The organism is Marmoricola endophyticus (genome assembly GCF_014644415.1).
In the GTDB taxonomy this organism is placed as follows: domain Bacteria; phylum Actinomycetota; class Actinomycetes; order Propionibacteriales; family Nocardioidaceae; genus Marmoricola; species Marmoricola endophyticus.
This window is the reverse complement of sequence record NZ_BMKQ01000001.1, coordinates 2,282,785-2,297,523: the sequence shown is the minus strand read 5'-3', so window position 1 is coordinate 2,297,523 and position 14,739 is coordinate 2,282,785. Positions and strand designations below refer to the sequence as shown.

Genomic DNA, 14,739 nt, shown 5'->3' with positions numbered 1-14,739 from the left:
GGCGGGTGCCCGATATCCCCGGCCTCCCTGGCCTCCCCGACCTCCCCGACGGCATCGGCCTGGTCGCCGTCGACATGGACGGCACCCTGCTCGACGGCGACGGGCAGATCCCCGAGGACCTCTGGCCGCTGATCGAGCGGCTGCACGCGCACGGCGGGTGGTTCGCGCCGGCCAGCGGGCGGCAGTACGCCACCCTCGAGCGGCAGTTCGCTCGCGCCGGGGACGGTCTGGTGTACGTCGCCGAGAACGGCACGTACGTCGTCCGCGACGGCGTCGAGGTCTCCTCGACCACCATCGCCCGCCCGGTCGTGTCCGCGCTCGTGGAGCGGTTGCGCGCGCTCGCCGAGCAGCGTGACGTCGGCACGGTGGTGTGCGGCAAGCACGCGGCGTACGTCGAGCGCACCGACCGGGCGTTCCTCGACCACGTCGACCCGTACTACGCCTCGCTCGAGGTCGTCGACGACCTGCTCGCCGTCGACGACGACATCATCAAGGTGGCCGGCCGCGACGCCGTCTCCTCGTCGCCGCTCGCCGCCCCGCTGGAGGAGACCGCCCCTGGGCACCAGGTCGTCGTGTCCGGTCAGCACTGGCTCGACGTGATGGCCGCCGGCGCCAACAAGGGCACCGCGCTGCGCGCGCTGCAGGCCGACCTCGGCGTGACGCCGGCGCAAACGGTCGTCTTCGGCGACTACCTCAACGACCTGGAGATGCTCGACGCCGCCGAGGCGTCGTTCGCGGTGGCCAACGCGCACGAGGACGTACGAGCGCGCGCGGCGTACCTCGCCCCCGCCAACACCGAGGGCGGCGTGATCACCGTGCTCGGCGCGCTGCTGGACCAGGTGGGCGGCTGACGGTCAGCTGCCGCCGGTCGGGAAGTACATCTCGATGCCGCTCGTGGCCTCGCGCGCCCCGCACCCGGGCGGGACGTGCTCGGCGAGGTTGCCGCCGAAGTCCTCGATCGGCACCGGCCGGCCGCCACCGATACCGACCACGTCCCCGGGTCGGACGACCTTCGTCCCGATCGCGACGGCGACCTCCCCGTCCCGTTCGAACGCCTTGGCGCCGTACGGGAACACGAACAGCGATCCGTCCGACAGCCCGAGACACCCGCCCTCCAGCACCTCGAGACGACCGGTGCCACCGACGGTGGAGTAATCGCCACCCCACTCCTCGGTGTAGACGAGCACTGTCGTGCCGGCCACCGTGCGCGCGGCGGTGTCGGGGTCGAGGTTCGGCCGCGTGGCCCGCCACACCAGCACCCCGAGCGCCACCACGACGACCAGCACGGCGACGCCGGCGTACTGCAGCCGTCGGGTGACCCGGACGGGCTCGTCGAGCGTGAACGTCATGGCGTACCCCCTTGCGCCGAGTGTGCGGCATCCGACACCGCCGCGCAGGCGGATCGGTTCCTTTCCCCGTGGGAAGGGACAAGACGGTCAGCGGGCGGCGAGCAGCCCCTCGACCACCTGGGCGACCCCGTCCTCGTCGTTGGTGGGGGCGAGGTGGTCGGCGACGGCGCGGACGGAGTCGTGCGCGTTGCCCATGGCGTACGAGGTCCCCGCCCACTGCAGCATGGCGATGTCGTTGGGCATGTCCCCGATCGCGGCGACCTCCTCGCGGGCGAGGCCCAGCGACTCGCACAGCTGGGCGAGCGTGGTGGCCTTGGTGACGCCGGCCGCGCTGATCTCCAGCAGTGCCGTGCTCGAGGACCAGGTGACGACGACCCGGTCGCCGACGGCGTCCTCGGCGCGGCGCCAGAACTCCTGGGCGTCGACGCTCTCGTGCCGGGCGAGGAGCTTCACCGCGGGGCCGTCGAAGATCTCCTCGACCGTCCCACTGCGGGCGCCGTCGGGCACCGGGTGGTCGTGCAGGAAGTCCGCCTCGAAGGAGATCCCCCCGACCTGCTCGACCGCGAAGCCGGTGCCCGGGACCGCCGCGCGGATGAGCGAGACCACCTCGAGCCCCACGACGGGGTCGATCGCGCGGGTCGCGCGCACCGCGCCGGCCGCGACGTCGTACACCACCGCGCCGTTGGACACGATCGCGACGCCGTGCGGTCCGACGTGCTCGAAGACCTCCTCGGCCCACCGGATCGGGCGACCGGTCACGAAGACGACAGTGAGGCCGGCGGCGTCGGCGGCGGCGAGCGCGTCCGACGTACGAGCCGACAGCGCGCCGTCCGAGCCCAGCAGGGTGCCGTCGAGGTCGGTGGCCAGCAGCCGGATCACGACGCCGGCACCGCGCGGACCAGGACCACCTCGCGCTCGGCGTCCTCCGGTCCGCCCGACCCGCGCTCGACGAACCCGGCCGAGCGCAGCAGCGCCAGCGAGGCCTCGTTCGAGCGCTGCGTCCCCGCACGCACCCGGACGCCGACCTGGTCGGTCAGCGTGAGCACCGCGCCGAGCGCCTCGGTCATCAGCCCCTGGCCGCGCGCCTGCCCGACCAGTCCGAAGCCGACCTCGACCTCGGGGTCCTCGTCGTCCTCGGGAGGGCCGAAGAAGCCGATCGTCCCCACGACGAGCCGGTCGGCGAGACGGCGCACCTGCCGCGAGGACCACCCGGTGAGGTCGGTCGTCGCCCCCACCCCGTCCAGGTCGTCCTCGCGCGGGAAGTCCGGGTGCCAGTCGTCGCAGCGCCGCGACGGGTCGGTCTCCGAGGAGAGCAGGTCCTCGATCGCGGCGAGGTCCAGCGGCTCGACGGCCACCAGCGGGGTCTGCAGGGGCGAGTACGGCAGGTCGATCACGCCCGCGATCCTCTCAGGAGCCGTCCTCGACGCTCGCCCACCACTCGGCGTACGACGTCGTCCGCGCCAGGTGACGCGTGAGGTCCGGGGCACCGTCGTCCCACCAGACCGGTCCGCGCTCGCCGAGCGCCTCCTTGGCCGCCTGCACCCGGCGGCGCGCCACCTCGACCGCAGCCTCGTCACCCGAGCGCCGGGCCGCGCCCTTCGCCGAGCGGGCCGACATCAGCTCGGCGACCAGCCGCTCGCGCTCGTCGCGGTCCAGCGACGGGTCGGAGCGGCGCCAGAGCCGGCCGCGGACGACGACGTACCGCCCGTCGGGGGTGACCGCCGGGTCAGGCACCCGCGGGGAACCAGCGCCGCAGCTCGACCGCGGCGCCGTCCTCGCCCACGGGCAGGGCCACGTCGTCGGCCGCCGCCTTCACCACGTCGGGCGCCTGGCCCATCGCCACGCCCCGACCGGCCCAGGCCAGCATCTCGGAGTCGTTGCGGCCGTCGCCGATGGCCAGCACGTCCTCCCGCGCCACGCCGAGCTCGGCGCAGGCCCACTCCAGCCCGGTCGCCTTGCTGGTGCCCTCCGGCGCCAGGTCGAGCCAGGCGGTCCAGCCGATGAAGAAGTTGGTGCCGCGCAGACCGAGCATCTCGGCCAGGCGGACGAAGTCCTCCGAGGTGGAGTCCGGGTCGCGGATGATCACCCGGCTGACGTCCTCGAGCCGCATCTCGGCCAGCTCGGAGACGATCAGCTCGCCGTCCAGCTCGCCGGGCGGGAACATCCGGTTCACGCGGTAGCCCACCCCGTGCTCCTCGACCGCGACCGCTGCGCCCGGCACGTGCTCGAGCACCGTCCGCACGGCCTCGGTGGCGTCGAAGGTCACCTCGTGCACGACCTCCATCGGCGCGTGGCGGAAGACGACCGAGCCGTTGGAGGCCACCACGTGCAGCCGCTCGCCGGTCTGTTCGGCGACGAGCGCCGTCAGCCCGAGGTCGTCGGCCATGCCCGCCATGCTCAGCGGCGCCCGGCCGGAGGAGAGGACGACGTGGGCACCCGCACGGGCCGCGTCCAGCACGGCGCCGCGCACGGCGTCGGTCGCCTGCTCGACCGACATGCCGTCGGGATCGGGAACCAGCAGGGTGCCGTCGATGTCCAGCGCCACCACCGCCGGGCGCCAGCCGGCGCTCCCGGCCTCAGCCATCCGCGACCGGCTTCAGCTCCTCGCGGCCCTGGAGGTAGGGCCGCAGCGCCTCGGGGATGCGTACGGACCCGTCCGCCTGCTGGTGGGTCTCGAGGATCGCGACGATGATCCGCGGCATCGCGCACAGCGTGCCGTTCAGCGTCGCGACCGGCGCGGTCCCCTGCTCGAAGCGGCCGCGGATGTCCAGGCGGCGGGCCTGGAAGTCGGTGCAGTTCGAGGTCGAGGTGACCTCGCGGTAGCGCTCCTGGGTCGGGATCCACGCCTCGCAGTCGAACTTGCGCTGCGCGGAGAGCCCGAGGTCCCCGGCGGCCACGTCGATCACGCGGTAGGCGAGCCCGAGGCAGTCGAGGAACTCCTTCTCCCACTCCAGCAGGCGGCGGTGCTCGGCGAAAGAGTCCTCGAGGGTCGTGTAGACGAACATCTCGACCTTGTCGAACCAGTGCACGCGGATGATCCCGCGGGTGTCCTTGCCGTGCGAGCCGGCCTCCTTGCGGAAGCACGGGCTGAACGCGGCGTACCGCAAGGGCAGGCGGGCGGTGTCGAGGATCTCGTCGGAGTGGTACGCGGCCATCGGCACCTCCGAGGTGCCGACGAGGTACATGTCCTCGCCCTCGATCCGGTAGACGTCGTCGGCCGCCTGCCCGAGGAAGCCCGTCCCCTCCATCGCCCGGGGACGGACCAGGGCCGGCGGGATGACCGTGGTGAACCCGTGCGAGCGGGCCTGGTCCATCGCCAGCTGGGTCAGCGCCATCTCCAGGTCCGCGCCCGGGCCGGTGAGGTAGTAGAACCGCGAGCCCGAGACCTTCGCCCCGCGCTCGATGTCGATCGCGCCGAGCATCCGCCCGAGCTCGATGTGGTCGCGCGGCTCGAAGCCCTCGGCGGCGAAGTCACGCGGAGCGCCGACGGTCTCCAGGAGCGCGAAGTCCTCCTCGCCCCCGGCCGGTGCCTCCTCGGCGGCCAGGTTGGGAATGTCCATCAGCGCGGCGCGCCAGTCCTCCTCGGCCGCCGTCTGCGCGGCCTCGGCGCTCTTCACGTCGGCGGCCAGCACCTTCGTACGGGCCAGCAGGTCGGCCTTCTCCTCGCCGGTCGCCCGGGGGATCTGCTTGCCGAGCTGCTTCTGCTCGGCGCGCAGCCGCTCGTAGTCGGCGATCGAGGAGCGCCGCTCCTCGTCGGCGCCCAGCGCCACGTCGACCGGGTCGTCGGGCAGCCCCCGCTTGGCGAGGGCCGCGCGGACGCGGTCGGGGTCGTCGCGGAGCAGCCGGGGATCGATCACGCCGCGAGCCTAACGAGGACCACGGACAGGCGCTCCCGGGTATCAGGCGGGAGGGAGGACCAGCACCAGGTCGTGCTCGGGGGGTACGACGTCCTGCGCCGGCGGGCCGACGGTCGCCCAGCCCGCGCGGCCCTTCGCCCGGACCTTGACGACGAGGTCGGTGCCGGACAGGCAGAACTCCCAGGCGCGGCCGCCGCTCTCGACGAAGCCCGTCACCTGCTGGCAGGAGGCGTCCGCGGGCTGGCCGGCCAGGCTGGCGGGCGCGGCGCCGTCGGAGGGGAGCACCCGTCCGCCCGCGCGCCGCAGCACCTGCTCGTCGAGCTCGCCGTACCCCTTGGGACGGGTCTCGAAGCTGTCGATCGAGGACAGGAACGGGTCACCGGTGTCGGGCGCGAAGCCGCCGAAGATCCAGGAGTCGGTGATCGGGAGCTCACCCTCCTTCACGGCGCGGCCGGGGGTACCGGCGCCGCCGAGGTCCACGACCCACACGGACCGGCCGGACACGACCCGCAGCTGTCCCGGGACGTCGGCGTCGAAGGCGACGTGGTCGGCGCGCAGCGACGGGTCCCCGGTGGCCTTCCGCAGGTCGACCTCGCGCCGGCGGCCGTCGGCGAGGACCGTCACCTGCGCGCGCCCGGCCGCCTGGTCGGCCGCGCTCGGCACGGTGTCGGCCAGCGCGAGCCGGTGCCCGGCGTCGACCAGCAGCGCCCGCTCGGCCATCCCCGTGTCACCGCCCTGGACGGCCGGGGTGCTCACGGTGCGTACCGACCCCTCGGCCGGGCGGACCATCAGGTAGCTCGCCGTCGTCGTCTCCCCGTCGGCGCCACCGTGCCCGTCGATCCGCAGCACCCACGTGCCTCGGGCGAGGTCCGGTGCCGTGTCGTCGTCGCGCACGGGGTCCCCCGACTGCTGGCCGCACGCCGCGACGAGGACCGCGAGAGGCAGCAGCGCCGCCAGCACCCGGGGTCGTCTCATGCACACACTCTAGGAACCTCGTCGCGATCGTGCTGGGCACGCACCGCTGGCGCACCGCTCGGTGACGTACTAGGTTAGCCTCACCTAACTACCACGAGGTGACCGATGGACGACGCCCCCACCACCGCCGGGCCCCTGGCCGATACCGCCCGACGGCTGCTCTCCCGGCCGGTCGACGCGCGGCTGCTGGTCGACGGTCTCGGGCCCGCGGGACGCCGGGTCGCCGACGGCGTCGAGCTCGTCGACCACCACGGGACCCCTCTGCTGCTGTGCGACCCGTACGCCGCGCTGGCCAGCGCCGCCCAGGACGGCCGGGCGGCGACGCTGACCCTGGGCCGCTCCGGCGAGGAGAGCGTGCAGTTCCGCGGCCGGCTGCAGCCGCTGGGACGCGACCACCTCGAGGACCGCGAGGTCGAGCAGGTCGAGCTGCGCCTGGAGACGGTGCACGTCCGGATCGGCACCGCTCGGGGGGTCCCCGTCCCCCTGAGCGACTACCACGGCCGGCGCGACCCGCACCTGACCTCGTACGCCGAGGCCCTGCGCACGCACACCAACGACGGACACGCCGCCGAGCTGCGCGCCTTCGCCTCCCGGCTCAGCGGGGCCGCCGACCGCGTGCTCGCCGCGAGCCCCGACGGCGACTCGGGGATGGACCCGGAGTCGGTCGTGGCCTCGGCCGAGCTCGTCCGCCTCGACCCCAGCGGGACCGTCCTCGTCTGGGTCGACCTGGACGGCGCGCACGAGGTGCGGCTGCTCTTCCCCCACGCCGCGACCTGCTGCCAGGACCTGTCCGACCTGCTGCGCCACACCCTCTGCCCGCACGGGTGACCCCTCGGCTCGGGCGGCACCGGGTCTGCGGGGCGGTTTCCGGGCGGGATTCCGGTCGGGTGCACCCCGTGCGGCATGATGGCGGCCCGTGACCGAGCCACCCGGGTCCGCCACCGCCCCCGTCAGCGAGAGCGTGCAGCGCCGTCGTACCTCCCTGCTGTGGGGCTCCACGGCCGCCGTCGGGTTCGCCCTCGTGTGGCTGGTCGTCGGGCTGGGCTGGTCGCCCGTCCTCGAGCTCGACCGGGCCACCGGGCAGTGGCCCCAGGAGACGACCGCCCAGCACGAGTGGCTGCGACACCTGACGCTCGGGGTGTCCTACGCCTTCGACCTGATCCCGATGACGCTCTACACGATCGTCACCGCGGTGCTGCTCTACATGCGCAACCACGTCCGCGCCGCCGCGTGGACGGTGATCGTGATGCTGACGACCAGCGTCCTCACCACGGTCGTCAAGCAGGTCGTCCGCCGTGACCGCCCCGAGTGGGACGAGCCGCTGCACCGGCTCTCGTCGTACTCCTTCCCCTCCGGGCACGCCTCCGCGATCGCCGCGGCGGCATCGGTCGCCGCGGTCCTCGCCTGGATGCTGGTCCGCCGCCGCAACCTGCGCCGCCTCGTCGTCGCCGTGGCCGTCGCCGTCGCCGTGGTCGTCGCCGCCGACAGGGTCTTCCTCGGCGTGCACCACCTCTCCGACGTCGTCGCCGGCTGGCTGCTCGGCGTCGCGGTGGCCTCCTTCGCGGTGGCGCTGCTCGACCCCATCCCCCGACCGAGCGCGCCGCGCGTCGAGGCGATGCCCGCGGTCTTCCCCAGCTCCAGGCAGCTCGCCGTCGTCCTCAACCCCGCCAAGGTCGACGACCCGGACGCCTTCCGCGCGATGGTCGAGGCGATGGCCGCGGAAGCCGGCTGGGAGCAGACGACGTGGTACGAGACCACCGTCCAGGACCCTGGCGTGAGCCAGGCCCACGCGGCCGCGGTCGGTGGCGCCGACCTGGTGATCACCTGCGGCGGCGACGGCACCGTGCGCACCGTCTGCGAGGAGCTGGCCGGCACCGGCATCCCGATCGGGATCGTCCCCGCCGGCACCGGCAACCTGCTGGCGCGCAACCTCGAGCTCCCGCTCTACCTGCGTGCCGCCGTGGACGTCGCGCTGACCGGCCAGGACCGGGCCATCGACATGGTCTCGGTCAGCGGCGACGCGATGGAGGACAGCACCTTCCTCGTGATGGCCGGGATGGGCTTCGACGCGGCGATCATGGAGGGGGTGAACGAGGACATCAAGTCCAAGGTGGGGTGGCTGGCATACGTCCTCTCCGCGCTGAAGTCGCTGATGTTCCCCGCCGTCCGGGTGGAGATCTCCGTCGACGGCGCCGAGCCCACCAAGCACCGCGCGCGCACCATCGTGATCGGCAACGTCGGGTCGCTGCAGGCAGGGATGCCGCTGATCCCCGACGCCGAGATCGACGACGGCGAGCTGGACGTCGTCCTCCTGAACCCGCGGCGGTTCCTGTCCTGGCTGCCGCTGGCCGTCCGCGTGCTGAGCCGCAACAAGCGCACCGACGAGACCATCACCCGGATGCGCGGTCGCACCGTCCGGGTCGTCGCGTCCGGGGACTCCCCCCGGCAGCTCGACGGCGACCTGATCGAGCCCGGCAAGGAGCTGTACGCCGAGTGCATCCCCGGCCGCCTGCTCGTCCGGGTCCCCCGCGACAAGGAACGCTCCCGCCTGCGGCAGCGGGTCACCGGCGGCGCCTGAGGCTGGCGGCGGTGCCCTCCTCGGCTACTCCGCCTCCTCGTCCTGGACGGTGATGGTGGTGACCCCGTCGAGGACGCCGAGGACGCGGGCGGCGTCGCGCACCCCTGACCCGGACAGCGTGAGGACCACGCCGACCTGGTCGGGCTCGGAGGGGTCGACGGCGTTGATCGACTCGGTGATGTCGCTGACACCGGGCGGGTCGGCGGCCAGGCCGGTGACCGTCCAGTGCTGGCGGCCGCACTCGGTCAGCACCTGGCGCAGCACGCCGTGCCCGTCGACGTACATCACGTGCAGGCGCTGCGACCCGGGTATCCGCCCGGGCAGCCGGGCGAGGAGCGGCGGGAGGCCGAGGACGACGGCGAAGTGCAGCACCACGACCACCACCGCCAGCAGGACCAGGCCCGCCCCGGCGGCCATCCCGATCCCGGCGGTCTCCCAGACCGCTGCGGCGGTCGTCAGCCCTCGCACCGCGCCCTGCCGGGTGATGATCAGCCCGGCTCCGAGGAAGCCGACCCCGGAGACGATCTGTGCGGCGACGCGCGAGGGGTCGAGGACGACGTCGCCGCCGAGGACGTCGCCGAAGCCGTACTTGCTGACCAGCATCATCAGCGCCGCCGACACCCCGACGATCGTCTGGGTGCGCAGGCCGGCGCTCTTGCCGCGCAGCTCGCGCTCCAGGCCGACCAGGGCGGAGAGACCGAAGGCGGCGACCAGCTCGCCGACCTGGAGCACGCCCTGACCGGGACCGGTCAGCAGGTCCCAGGCGTCGTACGTCGTCACGGGCGCCATTCTCCTGCCCCGCGACCGAGCGCGGGGCAGGAGGGTGGGCGGCTACGGCGCGAGCTACTGCTTCGCCGTCGCGGCGTACGCCTGCGGTGCGGTCGGTGCGTCGGGCGCCGTCAGGGTCGGCAGCGCCTTCTCGAAGGCCCGGTCCAGCTTCAGGCTGGGCATCACCGTGTTCGGGTTGTTCGCGTACGCCACCTGGGCCGCCCCGAACGCCGACGCCGCGCGTCGCTGGTTCGGCGTGCCGTGGTGGCCCGGACTGTCGAACTGGCAGTCACCGACGTCGTAGAACGACTGCCCGGCGACCAGCACCTGCTTCGGGTTGAGCCCGAGGCCCTTCTTGTGGGTCACGAAGTACGTCCCGAACGCGTCGGCCATCAGCTCGGTACGACGGGTGGCCTCCGCGCCGGTGAGCTCGGAGTCGAAGAGGTCGTCCTCGTACTGCACGTGGTGCGACATCTCGTGGCCGAGCACGGCCTTGGGGCCGACGCCGTTCGCGCCACCCAGGCCGATCGACTTCAGCGCGGAGAGGATCCCGTCGCCGAAGACCATCTTGTCCTTCAGCCGCCGGATCACCGGGTCCGTCTCGCCCTCGCCGGAGAACGCGAACGCGTTGAGGGTGAAGATCGGGTTCTTCCCGTTCTTGAGCGCCTTGTCGCCCTTGACGATCGCGACGATGTCGCTCGCGATGTCGGTGGCGTCGGCCGGGCCGACGTCGTAGAGGTACTCCACGACCCGGGCCACCCGGTTCACGTCGGTCATCATCTCGCCGTGCATCGCCATCAGCTGCACGTCGTCGAGCCGGACGTCCCAGAACCGCTGGGCGTAGCCGAAGGTCGACGTCAGCGGCGCCTTGTAGGCGGGCAGCAGCTGGTGGTCGGCGTCGGTCGGGGTGCCGTACAGGATCGCGTCGTACGTCGGCACGTCCAGCGCCCCGGTCAGGCTCAGCACGAAGAGGTCGTTGGGGTCGACGTCGGCGAGGATCGAGTCGACGTAGCCGTCCAGCTTGGTGGGCGCGCACTGGTACTGCGTCGGGTCGATCGCATCGGCCTCGGTCGCGCCGGCGGCCTGCTGGACCTTGCCGTCGAGGATCTGCTCCGCGGGTGAGCGGTCGATGCCGAAGCGCTCGCGAGCGGCGTCGCGCCGCTGCGCGAAGTCCTTCGGGAGCTTGGCGAGGATGTCGTCGAGGCGGTCCGCGGAGGCGGAGTGGTCCGCGGCCGCGCTCGCCGCGTAGTGGTCGACGCCGGACGGGCCGGAGTCGCCCGGCGAGGACGGTGAGGCCTGGGCGGCGCCGGTGACGGCGCCGGCGAGGCTGAGCGAGAGGGCGGCGACCGCGGTGGCCGCCCGGGTGGCGAGAGGCAGGTGCATCTGAGGAACTTCCTCCTGTGGGTGAGGAGGCCGAGAGTTCGACCAATGGTGAGGACACCCGACCAGAAAAGATTGACGAAGACCAGACTTGTGCGGATCGTGGCGGTGAGATAGTGCGCGGTGCTGCGGCAGCGGCGTGACAGCATGCGGCGGGTGAACCGGATCGCCTACCAGGGAGAGCCGGGCTCGAACTCCCACACGGTCTGTGCCGAGCACTACCCGGACTGGGAGTCGGTCCCCTGCGCCTCGTTCGAGGACGTCTTCGCCGCCGTCGAGGGCGGCGAGGCGGACCTGGCGATGATCCCGATCGACAACTCGCTCGCCGGCCGGGTCGCCGACATCCACCACTTCCTGCCCACCTCCCCGCTGCGGATCGTCGGCGAGCACTTCCTGCGGATCCGGTTCTCGCTGATGGCGGTCCCGGGCGCGCGGATCGAGCAGATCACCGCCGCGCACAGCCACGTGCACGCGCTGGGCCAGTGCCGCAACGTGATCCGCGAGCTCGGCCTGACGCCGGTGATCTCGGGAGACACCGCCGGGGCCGCCCGCGAGGTCGCCGAGGCCGGCGACCCGACGCTGGCCGCGATCTCCCCGCCGATGGCGGCCGGGATCTACGGGCTGCAGGTGCTCCGCGAGGACGTCGAGGACGCGGACCACAACACCACGCGCTTCGTCGTGCTCTCGCGCGACCTCGTCGCCGCCCCTCTCGGCGCCAGGCCGACGGTGACGTCGTTCGTGTTCAACGTCCGCAACCTGCCGGCCGCGCTCTACAAGGCCCTCGGCGGGTTCGCGACCAACGGCGTCAACATGACCAAGCTGGAGAGCTACATGGTCGACGGCCGGTTCGTCGGCACCCAGTTCCTCGCCGAGGTGGACGGTCACCCCGACGAGCCCGGCCTGTCCCGCGCGCTGGAGGAGCTGGCCTTCTTCACCACCGACATCACGATGCTCGGCGTCTACCCCGCCGACCCGTTCCGCGCCTCCCAGGAGTGACCGACCGCGGCCCGGCCTAGCCTGGTGCCGTGGACCTCGCCGTCATCGCCATCGCCTTCGGCGCCATCTTCGTCGTCGAGCTCCCGGACAAGACGTTCATCGCCGCGCTCGTGCTCTCGACGCGCTACCGACCGCTCGCGGTGTGGATCGGGGTCGGCCTCGCCTTCCTCATCCAGACGCTGCTGGCGGTCACGGTCGGCAAGGCCGTCACCTTCCTGCCCGAGCAGATCGTGCAGGCCGTCGCGCTGGTGATCTTCCTGGCCGGCGCCGTCCTGCTGTTCCGCGAGGCGCCGAAGGCCGACGCCGCGGAGACCGAGAAGGACTACGAGGGCACCGACACCAAGCAGGGTCTGGCCGCCGTCGGCGCGTCGTTCCTCGTGCTCTTCGCCGCCGAGTGGGGCGACCTCTCCCAGCTGCTGACGATCAGCCTCGTCGGACGCTACGACGACCCGGTCGCCGTGTTCATCGGCGCCTGGGCGGCCCTGCTGGTCGTCTCCGGACTGGCGATCGTGGTCGGGCGCGTGCTGCTGCGCCACGTCCGGCTCTCGCTGGTGCACTACGTCGGCGCGGTCGTCTGCCTGGCGCTGGCGGTGTTCACCGCCGTCGAGCTGATCGCCTGAGCCGTACCCGGGCCACGCGCCGGCCAAGAGCGCGCGACGTACCCGGCGAGCCGGTCTCATAGGGTGCGGGCATGGCCCAGAACCCCGCTCCCCTCGGCGCGTCCAGCGAGGTCGGCCGGCTGCGCACGGTGATGCTGCACCGGCCCGGCCCGGAGCTGACCCGGCTGACCCCCCGAAACAACGACACGCTGCTCTTCGACGGGATCCCGTGGGTGGCGCGGGCGCAGGAGGAGCACGACCGGTTCGCCGATGCCCTGCGCGAGCGGGACGTCGAGGTCCTCTACCTCACCGAGCTGCTCACCGAGACGCTCGGCATCGCCGAGGCGCGTGCGCACGCCGTCGGCGAGGCGCTGGCGGGGCTGGACCTCGGCGACACGATGCGCGGCTACCTCTCCGGCTTCCTCGGTGAGGCGTCGCCCGAGGACCTGACCCGGCACCTGACGGCCGGCATCCGCAACGACGAGGTGCGCGGCGGGTTCGGGCTGGTGACCTCGCTGCTCGCACCCGACGACTTCCTCATCGAGCCGCTGCCGAACCTGCTGTTCACCCGGGACTCCAGCGTCTGGGTGCGCGACCGCGTCGCGATCACCTCCTTGGCGATGCCGGCCCGCAAGCGCGAGACCGAGCTGACCGAGCTGATCTACGCCCGGCACCCGCGCTTCGCCGGCACCGAGCGGATCCACGGCTCGCACTTCGAGCACGTCGAGGGTGGCGACGTGCTGCTGCTCGCGCCGGGCGTCATCGCCGTCGGCGTCGGGGAGCGTACGACGCCCGCCGGCGCCGAGCGCCTGGCCCGTCAGGTGTTCCGCCACGAGCTCGCGCACACCGTGCTGGCCGTGCCGATCGCCCAGGAGCGCGCCACCATGCACCTGGACACGATCTGCACCCTGGTCGACGTCGACAAGATGGTGATCTACCCCAACGTCGCCGACTCGCTGCAGGCGTACACCGTCACCGCCAGCGGGGCCCCCACCTCCGACCCCGACCTGGTCCTCGATGTCTCCGCCTCGGCGCCGTTCCTCGAGGCGGCGGCCGCGGCGATGGGCATCGACCGGCTGCACCAGATCGAGACCGGCCTGGACCCGGTCACCGCCGAGCGCGAGCAGTGGGACGACGGCAACAACACGCTGGCCATCGCGCCGCGGGTGGCCGTCGGCTACGAGCGCAACGTCGAGACCAACGCCCGGCTCGAGGACGCCGGCATCGAGGTCGTCGCGATCGCCGGCTCCGAGCTCGGCTCCGGCCGCGGCGGCCCGCGGTGCATGTCGTGCCCGATCAGCCGCGAGGACCCGCAGCGCTGAGCTGCGCCCCCTGCAGCGTCGAATCGCACCACTCGACGTGAAGGGGACTACCGCAGCGTCAGCTGTCGACCGGCGAGGCTGGCGCGGGCCGAGCGCTCGGCGGTGGTGAGCGGCTCGGGGCCGGCCATGGCCGCCTCCAGCGCCGGGAGGTACGCCGCCGCCGGCTCCTCGAGCGCCTCGGCACCGGTGCCGGCGGGCAGGTCCCACACGGGGACCAGCAGCCCGTGGGCGCGGAACATGCCGACCAGCCTGGCCCCGGGCACCAGCACGTCCTTCTCGGCGGCGTGCAGCCGGGCCAGCGCGTCGAGCAGGACGTCCTCGTCGTACGGCATCACCCAGCGGAGGTACTCCCTCGACCCGCTCTCCTCGGCCCAGTACGCCGCCTCGACCGAGGTCAGCCGCAGCGTCGGCGCGATCGCCTCGTTGGCACGCTCCAGGGCGGCGGCGTACGACTCCGCGTCCTCGTTGTCGGCCAGCCAGTAGTCGAAGCCGTCGTGGACCTCGAGGTCGATCGAGTCGCCGAGCAGGTCCTGCAGGCGCGGGCCGTCACCGGGGTCGCGCACGAGGACGACGTCGTCACCGGGCGCGGCCGCGAGGGCCGCCTCGAGCGCCGCGGCGAGGTCACGGCTGGGGTCGCGGTAGGAGTGCTGGACCTGCAGCCCCACCCACACGTCGCCGTTCTCGCGCACCAGCGCAGGGGCCGCGCCGGGCAGCAGCGAGCAGAGGCGGACGGAGCGACCACCCTCCTTGAGGGGTACGTCGGCCGTGGCCGCCGGCACGAACTCGCGCAGCGCGACCAGGTCGCACTCGCCGGGTAGTCCCTCGAACGGCCGCCGGACGAACGCCGGCATCTCCTTCTCGCCGTGGAGCTTGCGCTCGAGCCGGTTGCGCTGACGTGCCTTCTTGCCCATGACG

The 14,739-nt window shown here is 73.1% G+C and carries 16 protein-coding genes; 6 read left to right on the top strand and 10 right to left on the bottom strand.

The window, feature by feature from the left end; translation table 11 throughout:
- Nucleotides 1-5 precede the first annotated feature (5 nt).
- Nucleotides 6-851, top strand: a complete 846-nt coding sequence (locus tag IEX42_RS11265) for a Cof-type HAD-IIB family hydrolase (RefSeq protein WP_229660798.1) — start codon at nt 6-8, stop codon at nt 849-851.
- Nucleotides 852-854: 3 nt separating this feature from the next.
- Here IEX42_RS11265 and IEX42_RS11260 read toward each other — a convergent pair whose 3' ends face one another.
- From IEX42_RS11260 to IEX42_RS11230, 7 genes are all read right to left on the bottom strand, one after another.
- On the bottom strand, nt 855-1,349 hold the full coding sequence (locus IEX42_RS11260) for a hypothetical protein (RefSeq protein ID WP_188779851.1): 495 nt from the start codon (nt 1,347-1,349) through the stop codon (nt 855-857).
- 87 nt (nt 1,350-1,436) lie between these two features.
- Nucleotides 1,437-2,228, bottom strand: coding sequence for a Cof-type HAD-IIB family hydrolase (locus tag IEX42_RS11255; protein ID WP_188779850.1), 792 nt, complete (start codon nt 2,226-2,228; stop codon nt 1,437-1,439).
- Complete coding sequence (locus IEX42_RS11250) at nt 2,225-2,743, bottom strand: GNAT family N-acetyltransferase (RefSeq protein WP_188779849.1); 519 nt, start codon at nt 2,741-2,743, stop codon at nt 2,225-2,227. Before IEX42_RS11250 ends, IEX42_RS11255 begins: the two co-directional genes overlap by 4 nt.
- A 13-nt stretch (nt 2,744-2,756) precedes the next feature.
- Entirely contained in the window at nt 2,757-3,083 is a 327-nt protein-coding gene (locus tag IEX42_RS11245) for a hypothetical protein (protein WP_188779848.1), read from the bottom strand.
- Entirely contained in the window at nt 3,076-3,933 is an 858-nt protein-coding gene (locus IEX42_RS11240) for an HAD family hydrolase (RefSeq protein WP_188779847.1), read from the bottom strand. The genes IEX42_RS11245 and IEX42_RS11240 overlap by 8 nt, the downstream gene beginning before the upstream one ends.
- Nucleotides 3,926-5,206, bottom strand: a complete 1,281-nt coding sequence (serS, locus tag IEX42_RS11235; protein ID WP_188779846.1) for a serine--tRNA ligase — start codon at nt 5,204-5,206, stop codon at nt 3,926-3,928. The genes IEX42_RS11240 and serS overlap by 8 nt, the downstream gene beginning before the upstream one ends.
- A gap of 42 nt (nt 5,207-5,248) precedes the next feature.
- A complete protein-coding gene (locus tag IEX42_RS11230; protein ID WP_188779845.1) occupies nt 5,249-6,181 on the bottom strand; it encodes a hypothetical protein in 933 nt (310 codons plus the stop codon).
- 105 nt (nt 6,182-6,286) lie between these two features.
- On the opposite strand from IEX42_RS11230, the gene IEX42_RS11225 reads away from it, so the two are divergent.
- Together IEX42_RS11225 and IEX42_RS11220 are read left to right on the top strand one after the other, a co-directional pair.
- On the top strand, nt 6,287-7,009 hold the full coding sequence (locus IEX42_RS11225; protein ID WP_188779844.1) for a hypothetical protein: 723 nt from the start codon (nt 6,287-6,289) through the stop codon (nt 7,007-7,009).
- Between the two features lie 88 nt (nt 7,010-7,097).
- The gene (locus IEX42_RS11220; RefSeq protein WP_229660797.1) at nt 7,098-8,759 is read left to right on the top strand and encodes a bifunctional phosphatase PAP2/diacylglycerol kinase family protein; all 1,662 of its coding nucleotides are present in this window, start codon (nt 7,098-7,100) and stop codon (nt 8,757-8,759) included.
- Nucleotides 8,760-8,783: 24 nt separating this feature from the next.
- Here the strand turns inward: IEX42_RS11220 and IEX42_RS11215 are convergent, their stop codons facing one another.
- Together IEX42_RS11215 and IEX42_RS11210 are read right to left on the bottom strand one after the other, a co-directional pair.
- Nucleotides 8,784-9,539: an MgtC/SapB family protein gene (locus IEX42_RS11215; RefSeq protein WP_229660796.1), complete on the bottom strand. Its 756-nt coding sequence runs from the start codon at nt 9,537-9,539 to the stop codon at nt 8,784-8,786.
- A 63-nt stretch (nt 9,540-9,602) separates the two neighbouring features.
- On the bottom strand, nt 9,603-10,910 hold the full coding sequence (locus tag IEX42_RS11210; RefSeq protein WP_188779842.1) for a hypothetical protein: 1,308 nt from the start codon (nt 10,908-10,910) through the stop codon (nt 9,603-9,605).
- 144 nt (nt 10,911-11,054) lie between these two features.
- Here IEX42_RS11210 and IEX42_RS11205 point away from each other — a divergent pair, with 144 nt between their 5' ends.
- The 3 genes from IEX42_RS11205 (at nt 11,055) to IEX42_RS11195 (ending at nt 13,824) form a co-directional block, all read left to right on the top strand.
- On the top strand, nt 11,055-11,903 hold the full coding sequence (locus IEX42_RS11205) for a prephenate dehydratase (RefSeq protein WP_188781083.1): 849 nt from the start codon (nt 11,055-11,057) through the stop codon (nt 11,901-11,903).
- 29 nt (nt 11,904-11,932) lie between these two features.
- Nucleotides 11,933-12,523 carry a TMEM165/GDT1 family protein gene (locus IEX42_RS11200; RefSeq protein WP_188779841.1) on the top strand — a complete coding sequence of 197 codons (591 nt, stop codon included), beginning with the start codon at nt 11,933-11,935 and terminating at the stop codon, nt 12,521-12,523.
- A gap of 71 nt (nt 12,524-12,594) precedes the next feature.
- Nucleotides 12,595-13,824: an arginine deiminase gene (locus IEX42_RS11195; RefSeq protein ID WP_188779840.1), complete on the top strand. Its 1,230-nt coding sequence runs from the start codon at nt 12,595-12,597 to the stop codon at nt 13,822-13,824.
- A 47-nt stretch (nt 13,825-13,871) separates the two neighbouring features.
- On the opposite strand, the gene IEX42_RS11190 is transcribed toward IEX42_RS11195, so the two are convergent.
- Nucleotides 13,872-14,735 (bottom strand): DUF5926 family protein, encoded by an 864-nt coding sequence (locus tag IEX42_RS11190; protein WP_188779839.1) that lies wholly within the window; start codon nt 14,733-14,735, stop codon nt 13,872-13,874.
- Nucleotides 14,736-14,739 lie beyond the last annotated feature (4 nt).